Below are 16,740 nucleotides of genomic sequence, written 5' to 3'. Positions count from 1 at the left end.
AGAATGGAGAATCGGGTTCTGCGTTTCTGAGGCGACAGAGCCTTAAATGAGGGTCTTGTTGTCTATCAGGAGCAAGAATGGCGGGAAGCGGCAGCTACTGGACTGTGGGTGCGATCCAGAGAACGCAAAGAAAGACGCCAAGGGCAGAATGAAGCTGCACGCCGATATTGCCCATCCGATTAATGCCGAGTGCCGGCAAAGAATTCAGGAAAAGATTACCGAATCCTTTAAGGAGGAATTTGAAAAGTAAAAATCTGTTTGTGTCTCCTAGAGCACTGAAAATGGTGTATATTTTCCGCCCTACAGCTTTATCAGCTTCTGCTGCGCCTCTAATTTTCTCTACTAGTGAAAAACTGACCATCGTTGTTTAAACAAATACTTAAACTTCCAGCTAAAAAACAAGCGCTAAAAGCGATCAACTATTGCGTCCTTACTACCGCATATATATTAGTTGTATGCGCTAATTATATAGTGGAATATGCCAAACTAGAAAAATGTTCTGTGCATAACGTTGCTTAAAATCTGATTATTTTTGCCACGGAATTGAATACTGTTTAAATTCTTCCAAAAGTTGTTTGTCGTGGAGCAGTCGCGCTATGATTTCTGCATGGCAGAGCGCTCCAGTCAGTGCGTTGTGAGGCTCCGGTTCTTTTGGAATACCGACATAGTTGAGCACTGCGTCAAGATTGAGTGCCGAGCGTTTGTTTGCAACCGGAGGTGTAATTCCTCTTTTCACCATGTGCATATGCGCGAGTGTATGTGTGTCTATGGTTCGATATGCCAACTGCCAGTTCAAATGCTCTCTTTCAGCTGCCGCTTTTATAAAATCCCTATCAAAAGAAGGATTTTGCCCTCCAATTGTATGCTCTGGAAGAGCCATTGCCCACTGTAGAAATGTATCAGTAATCTGCCCCTCGGTTTTTTTATTCGGATCTTTGATTTCTTCTTCTGTAAAACCATTAACTAAAAGTGCCTCGTCCATAATGTGTGCTCCGTCCCATATTTTGCACTCCTCATAAAATTTATTTTCCGGATTATCAAAATCAAGTGCGCCAATGCTCACGATTGAGTGTTTATTATAATCGGTACCCGACGCCTCTACATCTACAATTATCATGATAGTCAGTATAAAGGAGAAAGTGTTAATAATAAAGAAGAATCCCTATCACGGAACTCCCAGCTTAGGTGTTGGACACCTAAGCTGGGAGGTTTTTTTGTACAAATCCTATTCTCTAATAAGCTATGAGCCAGAAAGCTAATTACAATCCCTTGCAATTAAGTGCGGGAGTATATCCCGCCCGTATAGCTTCTTCTTTAGATGAAAACCAGATTTTGTTGCTCTCTTTCATTCTCTGTGCACCGGAGCACCATGGAAAGTGGTATTTTGTACCGTTTTTTGAAGCTACAAATATTCCCCCCGTGCTTTCATTTATTGCTGATATTGCACTGCCAGTCAGTGTTTGAGAATTTATAATCGCTACTGGCACCCGCACCTCCTCCACCTTAGAGAGTCTTCCGAGACCAAAACCTGCAAATCCAACAAGGACTATAATAGTAACTATATAGACATCAGGGGTAATCAGTGTCTTGCCTTTTTGTATAATCTCGGGTATATTCATAGCGTTACTAAAATTAAATTGTATGGCTCCCTGCCGTACTTTTGTAAAACATATTTGAAGATAGTGCTTACACACTACATGCTTTGCAAAAATACAGCAACACGCTTCGCCCAACAAGGGATGTGCTATTCGCACACGCGCGTTGCGGAGTAATACAACAACAAAAGTACAGCGGGACGCTCATAATTGTAGTTACTCGCTGTGCTCGTAAACAATTATGGCGCATAGAAAAGCTGGAGGTTCAGCTAAAAACCTACGAGACTCAAACCCAAAATATTTAGGAACAAAACTCTATTCGGGAGAAAAAGCGAAAGCTGGTTTTATATTAGTGCGTCAGCGTGGTACCAAAATTATGCCAGGCAAAAATGTCAGTGTGGGGAAAGACCACACTCTCTTTGCTCTCAAAGATGGGGTGGTACAATTTAGAAACAAGAGAAAAATTCACTTCAACGGCAAAACGATTATCAAAAAAGTTATCGATGTCATCTAAAAATCCCACTTAAGTGGGATTTTTAGATGTTACTATGAGTTTAAGTAATGCAGATTTGTCTTCTACTTCTATTTTGATATCAAATTCTCCGATTTCCTTTATTGGTTGTTCAAGTGCAATAGTATTTTCATTCAAATCTATACCCTTCTGCTCTTTCAATGCTTTTATAATATCTTCTTTATGTATGCCCCTGAATAGATGCCCCTGGTCATTGGTTGTTTCTTTCATTTCAATTGACACACCATTGAGTGCAGTCAGGCTCTTGGTTGCAAGCTCTCTTTTTTGTTTGAGCTCTGTCTCTATTAATTCTTTTTTCTTTTCCAGTTCTTTGATTTTACTAACTGTTGCAACCTCGGCAAGTTTTTGTGGTAATAAAAAATTAGCGGCATAGCCGTCAGAGACATTTTTTATTTCATATCGGTGTCCGATATTTGCCACATCATCTAGTAAGATTACTTTCATACCTACAGTGTTATTGAGTGTTATTACATTTACATATTAAGTAACAATGTCACAGCCTTTTCAAGTTGGGGGTCTTTGCCTTCCTTAATGTCCTCTGCAGTTATCTCTACCTTTACATCAGGAGTGAGCCCTCCATTTGAGATTGAATTTTTGTCAGGTGTAAGCCACCTCGCAATCGTTACCTTAAGCGAAGTGTCTGAAGTGATTTTCACCAATTCCTGCACTGATCCTTTTCCAAATGTGTTGTCTCCCACCAGTGTCGCAATACCATGCTCAGAGAGGGCACCTGCAACAATTTCAGAAGCAGATGCAGACCCTTGGTTTATTAGAATTACTAGTTTGAGATTATCGTTGAAAATATCATATCCTTTACTTCTATGTATCCGTGGTTTATCACTCCCGCCAAAGTCCTCTGTTACAATGATTTTTCCTGTGGGAAGAAACCAACTTGCGATATCAACGGATGCCTCGAGAAAACCCCCAGGATTGCCACGTAAATCCACAATCAATTTATCGCCACCCAACTCTACAAATTCACGCAACGCTCTCCTAAATAGATTGGGGGCTATGGCCGAGAAGTTGTATAACTCTATGACAAAAATCCCGTCTGATCGCAGCTGAGTATCAATGGTGGGAATTTCTATAACATCACGAACAATAGGAATATCAAGCAATTCACTCTCTCCTTCTCGCGCAATGGTGAGTTTTACGGTTGTCCCGCGTTCTCCTCGTATTAACTTGACTGCTGCATCTACTGTCATTCTATCCGTAGATTTACCGTCAATTTTAACAATTTGGTCTCCACTTAAGACTCCCGCTCTTTTGGCAGGCGTTCCTTGAAGTGGGGCTATAATAGTGATGATTGCATTTCGAATTCCTATTTCCATACCGACACCCTCAAAGTTGCCGCTTATATCTTCTGCAAAAAGCTCCGAATCGGCTGGTGGAAGAAATACAGTGTAGGGGTCCCCAAAAGATGCGGCTAATCCCTCTATCGCCCCCCAGAGTTTGTCCTGTTCAGTAACAGGGTCTGCTTCTGAAGTCGGCACGTACCGTGCGTTAAGCACTGACCATGCTTTCCAAAGCGGGCTTACATTAACTCCTTCGGGAGCCCCTGAGTTGCTTTCACTAAATAGTGGGACATTTGCCAGTTGCCCACTGTTTTCCACTCCAATATATACTCCAGAGAAAAACGCTACCAAGACGATAGCGATAGAACCAATTATAATAGAAGTCTTTTGTTTTTGATTCATTTGCGGAAACATTGACATGCACCGCTCAATTATTGCAAATAGGAACGGTAGCGTCAAACAAAGTTATTGTCTATGATATAATATATTTATATGGTTACAAAACATACACACAAAAATATTACATGGGTAGACCTTGAGTCACCAACCAATGAAGAAGTCAGGCAGGTAATGGAAGAATACGCTTTTCATCCTAGTATTGCCGAAGAGCTTTTGCTTCCCACAATGAAGCCGAAGGTTGCTTTTTATGACAACAAGATTATTTATCTCATTCTTCACTTCCCCGCTTTCAAACACTCACACGAAGATAAACAAAATCAAGAGGTTGATTTTATAATCGGAAAGGATTTTCTCATAACAACGAGGTACGACACCATTGATCCCTTGCACAAGTTTTCCAAAGTGTTTGATGCAAATTCAATACTTAGCAAAGGCACCACCATCGAGCACGCAGGATTTTTATTTTTTCACATGATACAAAAATTGTATCGCGCTCTTGAACATGAACTCGAATATATCTATGATGCGCTTGGAGAAGTGGAGAAAAATATATTTGAAGGAAAAGAAAGGGAAATGGTCGTTGATCTCTCCAATATAAGCCGTGATTTGCTTAATTTTAAGCAAGCACTACGACTTCATAAGGAAATTCTTGAATCTCTTGAAATAGTTGGAAAGAAACTGTTTGGAGATGATTTTTCATACCAACTCAAAGCAATTATTGTTGAGTACTATAAAATTCAAACTGACATAGATTCAAATATGGACTCACTTTCCGAGATTCGCGCAACCAACAACTCCCTTGTTTCAACCAAGCAAAATGAGGTCATGAAAATCCTCACAATCATGGCGTTTATAACTTTTCCACTTTCACTGGTTGCGTCTATATTTGGTATGAACACCATATATCTACCGATTGTTGGGCATGCAAACGATTTTTGGATAATCACAGGCTTTATGGCTATTGCTACAATATCCTTCTTTTCTTTCTTTAAATATAAGAAGTGGTTATAGATGAAGTTTTTTTCATTTCTAGGTATTTTTAAATCGAAAGTCAAAAAAGCTCCTTTGACATTGTTCAACACTCTCTCCGGAAAAAAAGAAGTTTTTAAGCCGTTGAAGGGCGCTCAGGTACGAATGTACAACTGCGGTCCTACGGTCTATGACTATCCGCATATCGGGAACTTCCGCCCGTATGTATTTACGGACATTCTGAGACGCACACTCGAGTATAACGGGTATACCCTCCGTCAGGTAATAAACATCACCGATGTTGGTCACCTGACTTCAGATGCCGATGAGGGAGAAGACAAGGTTGAAAAAAAAGCGCGCAATGAAAAAAAACGAGTTGTTGATATTGTAAAAGAATCAACGAAAGTATTTTTTGAAGGACTCGTAAAGCTCAATATCAAAACAGAAAACACACAGTTCCCAAAGGCAAGTGACTATATCAAGGAGCAGATAGCTCTTATTGAAACACTGGAGGAGCGGGCGTATACCTATGAGACTAGTGACGGTATTTATTTTGATACTTCCAGATTTCCCGACTACGGCAAGCTGGGTAACATAGATGTGAAAGGATTGAAATCTGGAGCTCGGGTGGAGGAAAATAAGGAAAAAAAACATCTAACTGATTTTGCACTCTGGAAATTTTCAAAACCGGAAGACAAACGTCAACAAGAGTGGGATTCCCCGTGGGGAACCGGTTTCCCGGGTTGGCATATAGAATGTTCCGCAATGGCAATGGTGCATCTCGGTAAGCAAATTGATATCCACACCGGTGGTATAGATCATATTCCCATTCACCACAACAATGAAATTGCCCAGACTGAGAGCATTACTCAAAAGCAGTTCTCTCAATTCTGGGTCCACAATGAATTTGTGACAATCGAGGGACAGAAAATTGCAAAATCACTCGGCAATGTAATTCTCATAAAAGATGTAGAGGAACGCGGGTTTTCTCCTCTCTCGGTTCGCTATTGGATGCTTGGAGCTCATTACAAAACACCAATCAATTTTACATGGGAAGCACTAGAGGGTGCGCAAACAGCACTTTTTAAACTGCATAGATATTTTTCCGAAGAATGGGGAAACACGGACGGAATTATCGCTGCATCTTATCGGAGTAGATTTTCCTCTTTTATAAATGATGACCTCAACACTCCGAAGGCTATAGCTCTTATCTGGAAGTTGGTTCATGATGAGAATGTGCCCCAAGAGGATAAAAAAGCGACATTACTTCATTTTGATACGGTGTTGGGTCTGGGATTTTCTGAAAGCAAGCAGGGCACACTTGATTTACTTTCCCAGTACCAAAAAAATCTCTCTAACGAAGATACGCCGAAAAAGATTCAGAATTTGCTCAAGAAGCGTGAAATAGCACGAAATGAAAAGGAATGGGAAAAAGCTGACCAGCTACGCCAAAAAATAGAGGCAGGTGGTTACAAAGTAGAAGATACAGATGGAGGTTCTAAAGTGAGAAAAGTATAAATTTCTATACACAGGTTAAGAACACTTTTATAACAAATTCTGTCAATATTGGCAGATGTTTCTTTGTGCTAGAATTAGGTAACTAAAGGAGTGGAGCGACTATTAGTTCCTAACCATGTTAAATCCGCGCAAAGCGGGAGAGGCGAAGCCGCATTTAACAGGGTGATGATTTTCTAAAACTCGCTTCGCTTATTAAGAAAATCTATAATGCAAACTACCGCTGAAAAAAAACAGTTTCGTGTCCCCCCTCAAAATATTGAATCTGAGAAAGCACTCCTCGGTTCAATAATGATAAAACCGGTAACTCTCAACGAAATTATTGATATTGTAAACTCCGACTCCTTTTACTCAGAGAAACATCGTCTCATATACGATACGATGATTGAGCTCTTTTCAAAAAGCGAACCGATAGACCTTCTTTCTATGTCATCCAGACTCAAAGAAAAAGATATGCTCGATAAAGTTGGAGGGAGAAGTTATCTGGTTGAAATGGTGCAGATGGTACCTTCTGCGGGCAATGCTAAACACTACGCGAATATAGTACAAAAAAAGAGCATGATGCGCGCTCTCATTGAAGCGGCTGACTTTATTTCAGAGCTTGGCTACGACGAGGAAGAGGAGCTCGAGGAAATGCTCGATAAAGCTGAAAAGAAAGTGTATGAGGTAACCGAATCCCCCACTCTACACAAGTTTGTTGCTCTCCGAGAAACCCTCGGTGAAGCATGGGATAGAATTGACCGGCTTCATAAATCAAAAGATGAGATCCGTGGTGTTAGAACCGGATTTCCATCCCTTGATGACAAACTAGCCGGTCTACAGAAATCTGATCTCATTATTCTTGCCTCCCGTCCCTCTATGGGAAAAACTGCATTAGCTCTCGACATAGCACGGCAGACCGCAACTCAATATGGGACACCCGTGGGAATCTTTTCTCTTGAAATGAGTTCTCAGCAACTTGTAGATCGAATGCTTGCTTCCGAATCACGTGTCAATGCATGGAAACTTCGCACTGGAAAGCTCACCGAGGATTCAGAGTTTGACCAAATACGAATTGCACTTGATAAGCTGTCAAAAGCGCCGATTTACATAGACGACCAACCGGCAAACAATATCCTCAAAATGCGTTCCGTAGCCCGGCGACTCAAGAGCGAGCGAGGTATTGGACTTATCATTGTTGATTATCTGCAATTGATGGTGCCGTCAAACACCAGAGGTTTTGATTCTCTTGTCCAACAGGTTACTGAAATTTCCCGCTCTCTTAAAACTATGGCTCGCGAGCTTGATGTGCCGGTTTTAGCACTCTCACAGCTCTCTCGTGCAGTAGAGCACAGACGCGGCAGGCCTCGTCTTTCAGATTTGCGTGACTCCGGCTCTATCGAGCAGGATGCCGATGTGGTGATGTTCATCCACCGCGATGATAAATATAACGAAAATTCCACAAAACCCAATATTGCCGAGATTCTTATTGAAAAGCATCGAAACGGTCCAACGGGTAAAGTGGAGCTTTATTTTGATGAACAAAAAGCAACGTTTCTTACTATAGACAAAAGTGATTTCGGAGATTTTGAGGAGAAAGAAACATTTTAATAATGAGCACGATACAAAAATTAGCTGAACTGTTTTCTCAATTTCCCGGAATTGGTCCCCGTCAGGCAAAACGGTTTGTATATTTCCTTCTAACACGAAACCATAATTTCCTTGATGATTTGACCCACCTCATCACCACACTCAAAAAAGATGTATCATCATGCTCATCGTGCTATCGTTTTTTTGCTCCAAATGGAAAGTCTGTTTCTCTGTGCAGTATTTGCTCAAATGGAAACCGACACGACGATATGTTAATGATAATTGAAAAGGATATTGATTTTGAAAATATAGAGCGAGGAGGGGTATATACTGGAAAATATTTTATTCTCGGCGGTTCGGTACCAATCTTGGAAAAAGAACCGAACAAAAGAGTGCGCGGAAAGGAATTGGTTTCAGCGGTTGAGAAACTCATAAAAGAAAATACACTGAAGGAAATAATTCTTGCCCTTTCTGTAACTCCAGCCGGTGAAAATACTGCACAGTATATAAATGAACTTCTATCCCCTGTTGTAAAAAAACATTCAATTAAAATATCTACCTTGGGCAGAGGTCTTTCTACCGGTACCGAGCTTGAATATCCAGATTCAGAAACAATAAAAAACGCCCTCAAAAATAGAGCTTGACAACAAGATTATAAAATACTAAAATTTTTACAGATAAGCAAGTTACCCCCCGCCAACCCAAGAGGAGTAGTGCTATGTATAAATTTATCTGCAAATGCGATCCGGGCGACGAAGCTCCAGACAAAGATGATTTCAGTGACGAATCCTGGCCATAAGTAGGCGAACTGCCTATTACAAAAGAGCAACAGTTATGTTGCTCTTTTTACGATCTTAATTCCTTGATGATCTTCTCATATCCTATTTTATCTACAAGCTCCCACGCTCGTTTATACTCTAAATTGTTACCTTTGTATGATTTATCTCGGACTTTTCCTAAACGTATCTCATCATTTATTGTATCTTTATACAATTTTGTAAGAACAGCAAAAACTTCTATGTGATTAAGAGTCCTGTCTGATTCTCCTTCTATTTTTAAAAACCTTAATTTATTATCACCAAACAGTACGTGAAGTAGCTCATGAAGCATCATGTCAACAAACTCTTCTGGTGTATACCGACTACGAATAATAAATGGCGCGGACATATCTCGCGGAGTCGCAGTGACAACAAATACATCAATATGACTTCGAACAAACTGAAGTCCTGTAATATCAAAAATAGCAGTGAGTAACTTTTCACCATTACTATTCCACTCCTCTTTAAATAATTCCACCTTTTTTTTAACTTCTTCAATAGAAGGAAATATGTAGTCTGGATAGTTTTTCTCCACGGAATCCTTAAAGAATGGGTCGATTAACTTCCCATATTTAATTGTAATTTTTGGTAAAAGTGGCATATTATCCATTTTATCACTACTTCGCTACACAAACTAACTCTGCAATTATATATTAAAAAGCCTAGATTTATGGGCATAATAAGTCCCATAGATCCGTCCTATGGGATTTGAGAGATTATTTAATTGATTCTATTTTTACTTTGGAGTACGGCTGGCGGTGGCCTTTCTTTTTGAAGTAGCGACTTTTAGATTTGAATCTGATGACCGTTATTTTCTTATCTCTTCCCTCTTCCGCAAATGTGCCGGTTACTTTGGCTCCTTTTATGTGAGGAGTACCAACTGTGGTGTCTTTGCCGTCATCAAGTAGAAGAACCTTGTCAAAGGTGATTTTTGAGCCTTCCTTGTGTTCTCCAGGAAGCTTCTCTATCTTAATAAGATCTCCCTCGGAGACCTTATATTGCTTTCCACCTGTTTCTATAACGGCAAACATAATTTCAATATAGTACAAGATTATGCCCAAAAATCAAGCTCTTCTTCCGTTTATTCTTCCGTTTATTTAGACTTCTCTACTTCAGGCGCTTCAATTTCTATTTCTTTAAAATTTTCACTTTCTTTATTTTTTTCAATCTTGTCTATGGTTGAATCTATATTTTTGAAACTCTTATCTCGTATATCTTCGTAGACTTTATTAGTCTTATCAATATTTTCTCCGATTTTTTCAAACCTTTCTTTGAAAAGATTGTACCGTTTCACAAATTCTTCAATCAAAACAAGCGTGCCTCGAATATTCTCTCTCTGATAAAAGTTTTGGGATGCCCTTTGTATCATACTTACAAATGCTATAAGGTTGTAAGGAGAGGTAATCTGAACCCCCTTTTTCATTGCAAGTTCAAACACTCCAGCAAACTCTTGATTTATAAAGGATGCGATGCTTTCGTTTGGTATAAACATCAGAGCAAAGTCTAGAGTTCCATCTTGAGGATTAATGTATTGCCTGCTACTTATTTGTGTAATCTTATCTTTAACATCTTTTTCAAATGCTTTTTTATATTTGGTGGCTTCTTCGTTATTTTTTTCTTCCCAGTCCTCTACCTTTATCATACGAGCATAATTGGCTAAAGGAAATTTAACATCCATATTCAGTGTATGCTCATCTGGCAAAGTGAAAATAAAATCAGGTCTAGTGGAAACACCCTCTTGAGTTTTTTGTTTTATGTAATGAACCCCTTCTATAAGCCCTCCAGCTTTTAATATATCCTCAGCTATTTTTTCACCGAACTGTCCTCTGGACTGGCTACTAGAAAGTACTCTTCTTAGATGTTCTGTAGTGGACCTCAATTTACCCATTAAATCGGAATTTGCATTAATGCCTTCTCTTAACTCTACATAGGCCTTTAGTCTGTCTTTTTCTACATCCTGAACATATTCTCTATGTTGTTTTAATTCCTTTCCCATGTCTTTAATGAGTGCACTCACTCTCTCCTCACGTTCTTTAAAAGAACCAGATGCTACATCTACGACGCTTTTAAAATTTTTTTCAAATAAATCTGCGGCAAAGATATTAAATTCATCTTTTTCTTTAGCACTATTCCCACTCTTTCTTAGGATAAACCATAAAAAAGCTCCGTTTACAACAACGAAAACGAGAAGCACTGCCGTAATAGTCCAGAAGATCATCATGATTGATTAGCTTCCTAATTGTATCATTTGGTAGCTTTCCTCTCAAATATGAAGTATTTCGCCGCTTCAATTGTAGCGAGGTTAACCAACCCTACACCAAAGAGAAATGCAAGTTCTAGACTTGAAAGTGTTACAAGCGAAAGGAGTGTTTGAAGCGGCGGAAAAGTAATTGCTGCCACTAGAAGAAGTATTGATAGTAAGAGCGCAAATATTAAATACGGATTGGTAAAAATATTTATTTTCCATAGTGGAGTGTCCAAGCTCTTGATTGAAAACGCAAAGAATATTGAATCAAGAGAGAGCGCAACAAACATCATAGTACGCACCTCCTCTATCGGTAATCCTAGCTTGAGTAGTATAAAATAAAGCACGATAAGAAGCGTTCCTGTCACTATTCCTACAGTAAATATTAGTTTTTTGAGTGGTAAAGTCAGTATATTTTTTGAAGAAGAATCACGTGGATTGCGTTGCATAAGCGTTGGGTTCTTCTTTTCAAACGCAAACGAAAAGCTCATAAGTCCTCCCTCCATAATATTTGCCCAGAGAATTTGTGCGGGGAGTAGCGGTAATGGCGCTCCTGCGGCAAGCGCTCCACCAATGATAAATATCTCGCTGAAACTGGTAGAAAACATGTACGCAATAATCTTCTTGAGATTATCAATTATTTTTCTACCTTCCTCGATGGCAGAAACTATTATTGAAAAGCTGTTGTTAAGGAGCACCATATCAGACGCTTCTTTTGCCACTTCAGTACCACTACCGACGGCAATACCAATGTTTGCTCTTCGCAACGCCGGAGCATCATTGATACCATCGCCCGTCATAGCAACTATTTCACCTTTTTCCATCAGGACCTGTGCAATGCGAAGTTTCTGGTCGGGTAAAATTCGCGCAAATACTTTGGTTGTCCGCACTGCGTCAAACAACTCTTTATCGTTGTAGTCTTTTATATCGTTTCCCGTAAGAACCTTGTCCCCCTCTTTAGATATCCCAACATCAAGCGCAATTCTTCTGGCTGTGTCCGGATTGTCTCCGGTGAGCATTATTACATGTGCCCCTGCCCCTCTTACTTTGGCTATTGCTTCGGTAACATCCTCTCTGATTGGATCAGTAAATGCCATAAATCCGACAAATACACTCTTTTCTGTAAGATTTTTGCCTTCACTCTCTTCCTCTTCCGGAATAGTGTCCCATTTAACATTTCGATATGCCACTCCAATAAAGCGCATTCCATCGTGACTCGCTTTCTTTTGAATTGCAACAAATAACTCTCGTTTCTTTTTGGATAGTGCTTGGGTTTTACCACCGATATATATTCGAGTAGCATTTTCTAGTAAGTATTCAGGTGCGCCGGTGAAATATATCCTGTTTGTCTTTTGTCTTTCCAGATTATTGAGTGAAGCTCCAAAACGACGGCGTGATTCAAATTGGAGAAAGTCTAATCTTTCATTTTCTTTTTCAAGTTCGTCCCGTGAGAGACCTGCTTCAAGTCCTCCGAGGACAATAGCCTTTTCAATTGGCCGGCCGTGAGCCACAATACTTGACGGGGCATCTTCCGCTTTATCTTTTGATTCTTCTGTAAATGCATCAGAAGCCATTATCGCCATAGACAAAAGCGCCTTGTCATCCGAGGTTCTTTTTTTACTATTGCGGCTTATTGATTCAAATGTGTAGATATCAGCTAGTTGCATCTTGGCTTCGGTGAGTGTGCCGGTTTTATCGGTAAGCACCACCGTCGTTGCACCAAGAGTTTCGGCTGCGAGTAAATTTCTGACAAGCCCACCACGTTTGAGTATTGACTCCATACCAAGGGCCAAAACCACAGTAACGGCAGCAGGAAGTCCTGCGGGTATAGTCGCTACCGCAATCGCTATTGCAATCAACAGCATTGATCCAAGCGGTTCTCCGCGCAGGAGTCCGAGAGCAAAAATAATGGAAATTGCAAAAATTATTATATATACCAAAACCCGAGCAATAGTGCGTATATTCTGACGAAGAGGCGTTATACGCTCATCTATCGTACCGAGCGATTCTGCAATAGCACCAACTTGAGTTCTGCGTCCCGTTTCAACCACCACACCCCTTCCGTGTCCGGATGATACTAAGGTTCCCATCCATGCCATATTGAACCTTTCTGAAAGTGATCTTTCACCTTTTATAACACCGGCTTCCTTTGAAACAGCCACCCATTCACCGGTGAGTACCGATTCATTTATTGAAAGATCTTTTCCTTTCAAAATTCGTACATCAGCGGGGATATTTGCACCTCCTTCAAGTATGATGATGTCGCCCGGTACAAGCTCACTTGAAAGTACAACCATCTTTTTGCTGTCGCGAATGACTGTTGCAAATTTCTCCTGCGACTCATTGAGTTTTTTGAATGCTTTTGAAGCACGCTCTTCTTGGATTGTGCCGACAATGACATTAATGAGTAACGCCACAGCTATGACTATGGTGTCCAGAAACGCTCCGAGAACAAGCGTCGCAAGCGCCGCAAAAAGAAGTATGAAAACAAGTGGGCTTTTGAACTGATCAGCGATCCTCTTTGTTATCGTTATCGTTTCTCCTTCCTCAAGAATATTCTTTCCATACGCATTTTGAAGCGTTTGTATATTTTCCTGTTTGAGTCCTGTTTTAAAATCCGTGCTGAGCCGTTTTTCAATTTCTTGTGCTTCAAAACTCTCCCACGAAGTGGTTACTGTTTTTACCATAATTTTCTTATAAGTATATCAGAATACCCTTTAAAATTAAGATGGAATCTGTTAGCATACAATGTATTCATATGACGACACTTCATACACAACTCCGAGAAGAATTAAAAGTTTCACTCAAGGCAAAAGATGCTATCCGCCTTTTGGTGGTTCGTGGTCTTTTGACTGCTTTTACCAATGAGCTTGTTTCCAGTGGCAACAAGCCAGATGGAGAGCTTTCAGATGTTGATGCGCTTAACGTCATTACTCGTGCTGCGAAACAGCGCAAGGATTCTATAGAACAGTTTAGAGCAGGTGGGCGGGAAGATTTGGTGAAAAAAGAGGAGGCGGAGCTCGTTATATTGGAAAAATACCTGCCCACAATGATGGGGAAGGATGAAATAAAAAAAATTGCACTTGCTAAAAAAGAGGAGTTTTCTATAACAGAAAGAACAAAAATAGGAATACTGATGGGAGCTGTTATGAAAGATCTGCGAGGCAAAGCCGATGGCGCCGATGTAAAGGAGGTCATTGATTCCCTATTTACTTAATTTGCTTCACATATTGTTCTCTGCACTCTACCCCACTTTCCCCTGTTCTTGATGCATTATCACATAAATAAAAATGTTATATACGCAATGTATAGCAGTATAAGAACAAAACCGTCGCGACGGGTTATGTTAAACCTCTTGCCGGTAAACGACACCACCATCAACACAAGAGTGGCAAGAAGCGCCGCAAAAATATCAAACTGTACAGATTCTAAAACCATAATTGGCTTTGCAAGAGCAGTGATTCCCAAGATACCCAAAAAATCAAAAATATTTGAACCGATGACATTGCCTACTGCAATACCCAACCTTTTTTTATAGAGAGCTACTAACGACACCGTAAGCTCGGGCAGAGATGTCCCGATCGCAACGAGCGTAAGACCAACAAGTGTTGGCGCAATATCAAAAAATGTTGCTATGGTTTGGGCACCGTCTACTACCCACATGCCTCCTAAAAAGACACCTATGATTCCGCCTACTATCATTATAGAAGCAGTAAGAAAAGTGGCGGCGCCATAACTCTCACCTTCTTCCTGAGTGTGCCTGCGGGAGAGCATAAAGAATACCCATGCAATAAAGAGCCCGAAGAGAACTATTCCTTCAGCTCGAGCTATTCCATTGAAATCAGCCGGCCCTAATACCGGAAACAATATAAAGATTGCCGCAACCATTACCGCCACTACATTCAGGAGAAAGTCTTTGGCAAACCAATCCCGCTGTATGACTATTGGCATAAAAATAGCCGATAGCCCCAAAATAACTAAAATATTAAATGTATTGCTCCCGATGATGGTCGCAAGACCAATGTTGTTTCCATTGAATACCGATGCTAAGTTTATACTGAGTTCTGGAATAGATGTACCGATTCCAACCACCACAACACCAACAAACCAGCTGGATACTTTAAAAATATTTGCAACCGACACCGCTCCGCGAACGAGAAACTGCGCTCCTCTGATAAGGATATAAAAACCAATAACAAACAAAATCAGCGAGTTAACTATTTCCATAGACATGTAAATCAATTATATCAAAATTACCTGTCTGTATGCAGATATGTACATATCACATGGTTGACAAGAATGTATTAAGAGAGTGTAATGACCATAGAAACAATTAAACAACTATGGGAGAAAGGCATGTTCATTGTATTTTTAAGAAATATACAGCATCAATTGACTACTTTTTTTAAGAGCTTTGATGTTTGGTCTAGCACAAACACCTTTCGAGAAAAAAGTGTTCTCTGGCAATTAGCTTTACAACCTGTCCCGCTCGAAGGCATGTCGGGAAAGACGATTTCCTGTGATATTTATGTCATGGGAAACCAGATCATCCTCAAAGATGATAAAATCGAAATTCCAGACAGAGTACTAGTACGGTGGGAAATCGCTCTTAGTGCCGAGTCGGTGATTGACTCAGAAAATGGCACCCGCTTCGTTCGGATTCCTAACAATGGATATAGGGCGCTCACTAAAATCTGCTTCTTAAAAGATACAGCTGAGTTCTTCGGTTTTATATTCAAACCAACACTCTGCTGGGAAGGAGAAGGTGCACCCGAAGCTGTTGCAGAATTTGAGCGACTTGTCGCTGTATAGTATTCTTTTGCGTGCAACGCACAAACAAATCCCCTAACGAGACACACATCTGGTTGGGGGGTTCTTTTTTATAGCAACATATTGACAAAACACATATTTTTTGGTATAAAATAGATAGGAAATAAAGTTGGTACCGTTCACTAAATGAGGTTTCTCAATGAAAAAGTTAAAAGTGACGACACGTCATAGAGGTGGTGCCAATGTGCACATTGATGGATACATTTTGGGTTGTATTTTAATCAATGGAAAAGCAAAAGTTGTGCAGGTACAACGTCCCGGTGATCGAAAGTTCAGGAGACATTTAACACCTGGTGGTTATGAACGAAGAGCTCGTGAGGCTGCCAATCGTGAGCTCAAGCCTCAAAATCCACATCCTGCGTTTGATAAGACTATTCCAATTCGGAATGAGTCGCCGCAGAGAGTGTTACAGTTTTAATCCTATCCCTTCCCCACAACGTGGACTCTCTGAGTCCACGTTTTTTCATTTCAATATTTTAAAAATCCAAACCCTCCCGTACGCGCACATTTTTGCTCCCTGTTCAAATTTCCAACGGCTCAACGCGTTGAGCCGTTGAGAAATAAAACTCTTATCTTAAAACATAATATACAGCATGACCTGTTGTGCCAATTTGTATGATTTTTTGTTCTTTCTCAAGTTCATCCAAATACCTTGTTGCTGTTGCATCCGACACGCCAAGCAATTTTTCAATATCATTGTTTACCACTTTTCCATTCTCATGCAAAAACTCCAAGATTCGCTCTTTATTTTCCGCCTTTCTCTTAGCTTGTTCCGAAATCAACCCTCCAACACTCTTGCGACTAGTAAAATACGCTCCAAGAGCGATTCCGGCAACAGCAACAATGATTAAAATTAAGTAGTTCATATTTTTATTTTAACACTTTTTGGTGACCCCAATTATATTCCCTTTTTACTCAAGAGGCGAAGCGATTGATTTGTAAAAAGCAATCCAGGGAGGCCATAGGCCGAGTC

At 40.2% G+C, this 16,740-nt stretch carries 19 protein-coding genes; 9 read left to right on the top strand and 10 right to left on the bottom strand.

Annotated elements, in window-relative coordinates:
• The first annotated feature begins 46 nt into the window (after window positions 1-46).
• Complete coding sequence (locus IIB50_01660; protein MCH7529802.1) at window positions 47-250, top strand: septation protein SpoVG family protein; 204 nt, start codon at window positions 47-49, stop codon at window positions 248-250.
• A 276-nt stretch (window positions 251-526) separates the two neighbouring features.
• On the opposite strand, the gene IIB50_01655 is transcribed toward IIB50_01660, so the two are convergent.
• Together IIB50_01655 and IIB50_01650 are read right to left on the bottom strand one after the other, a co-directional pair.
• Window positions 527-1,117 (bottom strand): 3'-5' exonuclease, encoded by a 591-nt coding sequence (locus tag IIB50_01655; protein MCH7529801.1) that lies wholly within the window; start codon window positions 1,115-1,117, stop codon window positions 527-529.
• 142 nt (window positions 1,118-1,259) lie between these two features.
• Window positions 1,260-1,619 (bottom strand): hypothetical protein, encoded by a 360-nt coding sequence (locus IIB50_01650; protein MCH7529800.1) that lies wholly within the window; start codon window positions 1,617-1,619, stop codon window positions 1,260-1,262.
• A 217-nt stretch (window positions 1,620-1,836) separates the two neighbouring features.
• On the opposite strand from IIB50_01650, the gene rpmA reads away from it, so the two are divergent.
• On the top strand, window positions 1,837-2,109 hold the full coding sequence (gene rpmA, locus IIB50_01645; GenBank protein MCH7529799.1) for a 50S ribosomal protein L27: 273 nt from the start codon (window positions 1,837-1,839) through the stop codon (window positions 2,107-2,109).
• Window positions 2,110-2,118: 9 nt separating this feature from the next.
• Here the strand turns inward: rpmA and rplI are convergent, their stop codons facing one another.
• Together rplI and IIB50_01635 are read right to left on the bottom strand one after the other, a co-directional pair.
• Entirely contained in the window at window positions 2,119-2,571 is a 453-nt protein-coding gene (gene rplI, locus IIB50_01640) for a 50S ribosomal protein L9 (protein ID MCH7529798.1), read from the bottom strand.
• 29 nt (window positions 2,572-2,600) lie between these two features.
• Complete coding sequence (locus IIB50_01635) at window positions 2,601-3,824, bottom strand: S41 family peptidase (protein ID MCH7529797.1); 1,224 nt, start codon at window positions 3,822-3,824, stop codon at window positions 2,601-2,603.
• A gap of 90 nt (window positions 3,825-3,914) precedes the next feature.
• Here IIB50_01635 and IIB50_01630 point away from each other — a divergent pair, with 90 nt between their 5' ends.
• The 4 genes from IIB50_01630 to recR all read left to right on the top strand — a co-directional run bounded on the left by IIB50_01630 (window position 3,915) and on the right by recR (window position 8,518).
• On the top strand, window positions 3,915-4,832 hold the full coding sequence (locus IIB50_01630) for a hypothetical protein (GenBank protein ID MCH7529796.1): 918 nt from the start codon (window positions 3,915-3,917) through the stop codon (window positions 4,830-4,832).
• Window positions 4,833-6,308 (top strand): cysteine--tRNA ligase, encoded by a 1,476-nt coding sequence (locus IIB50_01625; protein ID MCH7529795.1) that lies wholly within the window; start codon window positions 4,833-4,835, stop codon window positions 6,306-6,308.
• Between the two features lie 207 nt (window positions 6,309-6,515).
• Entirely contained in the window at window positions 6,516-7,895 is a 1,380-nt protein-coding gene (gene dnaB, locus IIB50_01620) for a replicative DNA helicase (GenBank protein ID MCH7529794.1), read from the top strand.
• A 2-nt stretch (window positions 7,896-7,897) separates the two neighbouring features.
• On the top strand, window positions 7,898-8,518 hold the full coding sequence (gene recR, locus IIB50_01615) for a recombination protein RecR (GenBank protein ID MCH7529793.1): 621 nt from the start codon (window positions 7,898-7,900) through the stop codon (window positions 8,516-8,518).
• A 202-nt stretch (window positions 8,519-8,720) separates the two neighbouring features.
• Here the strand turns inward: recR and IIB50_01610 are convergent, their stop codons facing one another.
• The 4 genes from IIB50_01610 to IIB50_01595 form a co-directional block, all read right to left on the bottom strand.
• Window positions 8,721-9,293 carry a hypothetical protein gene (locus IIB50_01610; protein ID MCH7529792.1) on the bottom strand — a complete coding sequence of 191 codons (573 nt, stop codon included), beginning with the start codon at window positions 9,291-9,293 and terminating at the stop codon, window positions 8,721-8,723.
• Window positions 9,294-9,408: 115 nt separating this feature from the next.
• A complete protein-coding gene (gene rplU / locus IIB50_01605) occupies window positions 9,409-9,723 on the bottom strand; it encodes a 50S ribosomal protein L21 (protein ID MCH7529791.1) in 315 nt (104 codons plus the stop codon).
• Between the two features lie 62 nt (window positions 9,724-9,785).
• Complete coding sequence (locus IIB50_01600; protein ID MCH7529790.1) at window positions 9,786-10,913, bottom strand: DNA recombination protein RmuC; 1,128 nt, start codon at window positions 10,911-10,913, stop codon at window positions 9,786-9,788.
• 23 nt (window positions 10,914-10,936) lie between these two features.
• A complete protein-coding gene (locus tag IIB50_01595; protein ID MCH7529789.1) occupies window positions 10,937-13,624 on the bottom strand; it encodes an HAD-IC family P-type ATPase in 2,688 nt (895 codons plus the stop codon).
• Between the two features lie 71 nt (window positions 13,625-13,695).
• Between IIB50_01595 and IIB50_01590 the strand changes: the two genes are divergently transcribed.
• Window positions 13,696-14,154, top strand: coding sequence for a GatB/YqeY domain-containing protein (locus tag IIB50_01590; GenBank protein ID MCH7529788.1), 459 nt, complete (start codon window positions 13,696-13,698; stop codon window positions 14,152-14,154).
• A 59-nt stretch (window positions 14,155-14,213) separates the two neighbouring features.
• Here the strand turns inward: IIB50_01590 and IIB50_01585 are convergent, their stop codons facing one another.
• A complete protein-coding gene (locus IIB50_01585) occupies window positions 14,214-15,164 on the bottom strand; it encodes a calcium/sodium antiporter (protein ID MCH7529787.1) in 951 nt (316 codons plus the stop codon).
• 90 nt (window positions 15,165-15,254) lie between these two features.
• Between IIB50_01585 and IIB50_01580 the strand changes: the two genes are divergently transcribed.
• Together IIB50_01580 and IIB50_01575 are read left to right on the top strand one after the other, a co-directional pair.
• Window positions 15,255-15,749 (top strand): hypothetical protein, encoded by a 495-nt coding sequence (locus IIB50_01580; GenBank protein ID MCH7529786.1) that lies wholly within the window; start codon window positions 15,255-15,257, stop codon window positions 15,747-15,749.
• A gap of 157 nt (window positions 15,750-15,906) precedes the next feature.
• Window positions 15,907-16,185, top strand: coding sequence for an NUDIX hydrolase (locus tag IIB50_01575; protein ID MCH7529785.1), 279 nt, complete (start codon window positions 15,907-15,909; stop codon window positions 16,183-16,185).
• A gap of 151 nt (window positions 16,186-16,336) precedes the next feature.
• On the opposite strand, the gene IIB50_01570 is transcribed toward IIB50_01575, so the two are convergent.
• Window positions 16,337-16,633: a winged helix-turn-helix transcriptional regulator gene (locus IIB50_01570; GenBank protein MCH7529784.1), complete on the bottom strand. Its 297-nt coding sequence runs from the start codon at window positions 16,631-16,633 to the stop codon at window positions 16,337-16,339.
• Window positions 16,634-16,740 lie beyond the last annotated feature (107 nt).

Source organism: Patescibacteria group bacterium (assembly GCA_022560785.1).
Lineage (GTDB): Bacteria > Patescibacteriota > Minisyncoccia > Phycocordibacterales > JADFSL01 > JADFSL01.
The sequence above is the reverse complement of the archived record's forward strand: the minus strand, read 5'-3'. Positions and strand labels throughout refer to the sequence as shown.

Excerpts from the sequence above, each read along its gene's own strand:
- IIB50_01660 (MCH7529802.1), top strand. The coding sequence starts at position 47 with ATGAGGGTCTTGTTGTCTATCAGGAGCAAGAATGGCGGGAAGCGGCAG.
- IIB50_01655 (MCH7529801.1), bottom strand. The coding sequence starts at position 1,117 with ATGATAATTGTAGATGTAGAGGCGTCGGGTACCGATTATAATAAACAC.
- IIB50_01650 (MCH7529800.1), bottom strand. The coding sequence starts at position 1,619 with ATGAATATACCCGAGATTATACAAAAAGGCAAGACACTGATTACCCCT.
- rpmA (MCH7529799.1), top strand. The coding sequence starts at position 1,837 with ATGGCGCATAGAAAAGCTGGAGGTTCAGCTAAAAACCTACGAGACTCA.
- rplI (MCH7529798.1), bottom strand. The coding sequence starts at position 2,571 with ATGAAAGTAATCTTACTAGATGATGTGGCAAATATCGGACACCGATAT.
- IIB50_01635 (MCH7529797.1), bottom strand. The coding sequence starts at position 3,824 with ATGAATCAAAAACAAAAGACTTCTATTATAATTGGTTCTATCGCTATC.
- IIB50_01630 (MCH7529796.1), top strand. The coding sequence starts at position 3,915 with ATGGTTACAAAACATACACACAAAAATATTACATGGGTAGACCTTGAG.
- IIB50_01625 (MCH7529795.1), top strand. The coding sequence starts at position 4,833 with ATGAAGTTTTTTTCATTTCTAGGTATTTTTAAATCGAAAGTCAAAAAA.
- dnaB (MCH7529794.1), top strand. The coding sequence starts at position 6,516 with ATGCAAACTACCGCTGAAAAAAAACAGTTTCGTGTCCCCCCTCAAAAT.
- recR (MCH7529793.1), top strand. The coding sequence starts at position 7,898 with ATGAGCACGATACAAAAATTAGCTGAACTGTTTTCTCAATTTCCCGGA.
- IIB50_01610 (MCH7529792.1), bottom strand. The coding sequence starts at position 9,293 with ATGCCACTTTTACCAAAAATTACAATTAAATATGGGAAGTTAATCGAC.
- rplU (MCH7529791.1), bottom strand. The coding sequence starts at position 9,723 with ATGTTTGCCGTTATAGAAACAGGTGGAAAGCAATATAAGGTCTCCGAG.
- IIB50_01600 (MCH7529790.1), bottom strand. The coding sequence starts at position 10,913 with ATGATGATCTTCTGGACTATTACGGCAGTGCTTCTCGTTTTCGTTGTT.
- IIB50_01595 (MCH7529789.1), bottom strand. The coding sequence starts at position 13,624 with ATGGTAAAAACAGTAACCACTTCGTGGGAGAGTTTTGAAGCACAAGAA.
- IIB50_01590 (MCH7529788.1), top strand. The coding sequence starts at position 13,696 with ATGACGACACTTCATACACAACTCCGAGAAGAATTAAAAGTTTCACTC.
- IIB50_01585 (MCH7529787.1), bottom strand. The coding sequence starts at position 15,164 with ATGGAAATAGTTAACTCGCTGATTTTGTTTGTTATTGGTTTTTATATC.
- IIB50_01580 (MCH7529786.1), top strand. The coding sequence starts at position 15,255 with ATGACCATAGAAACAATTAAACAACTATGGGAGAAAGGCATGTTCATT.
- IIB50_01575 (MCH7529785.1), top strand. The coding sequence starts at position 15,907 with ATGAAAAAGTTAAAAGTGACGACACGTCATAGAGGTGGTGCCAATGTG.
- IIB50_01570 (MCH7529784.1), bottom strand. The coding sequence starts at position 16,633 with ATGAACTACTTAATTTTAATCATTGTTGCTGTTGCCGGAATCGCTCTT.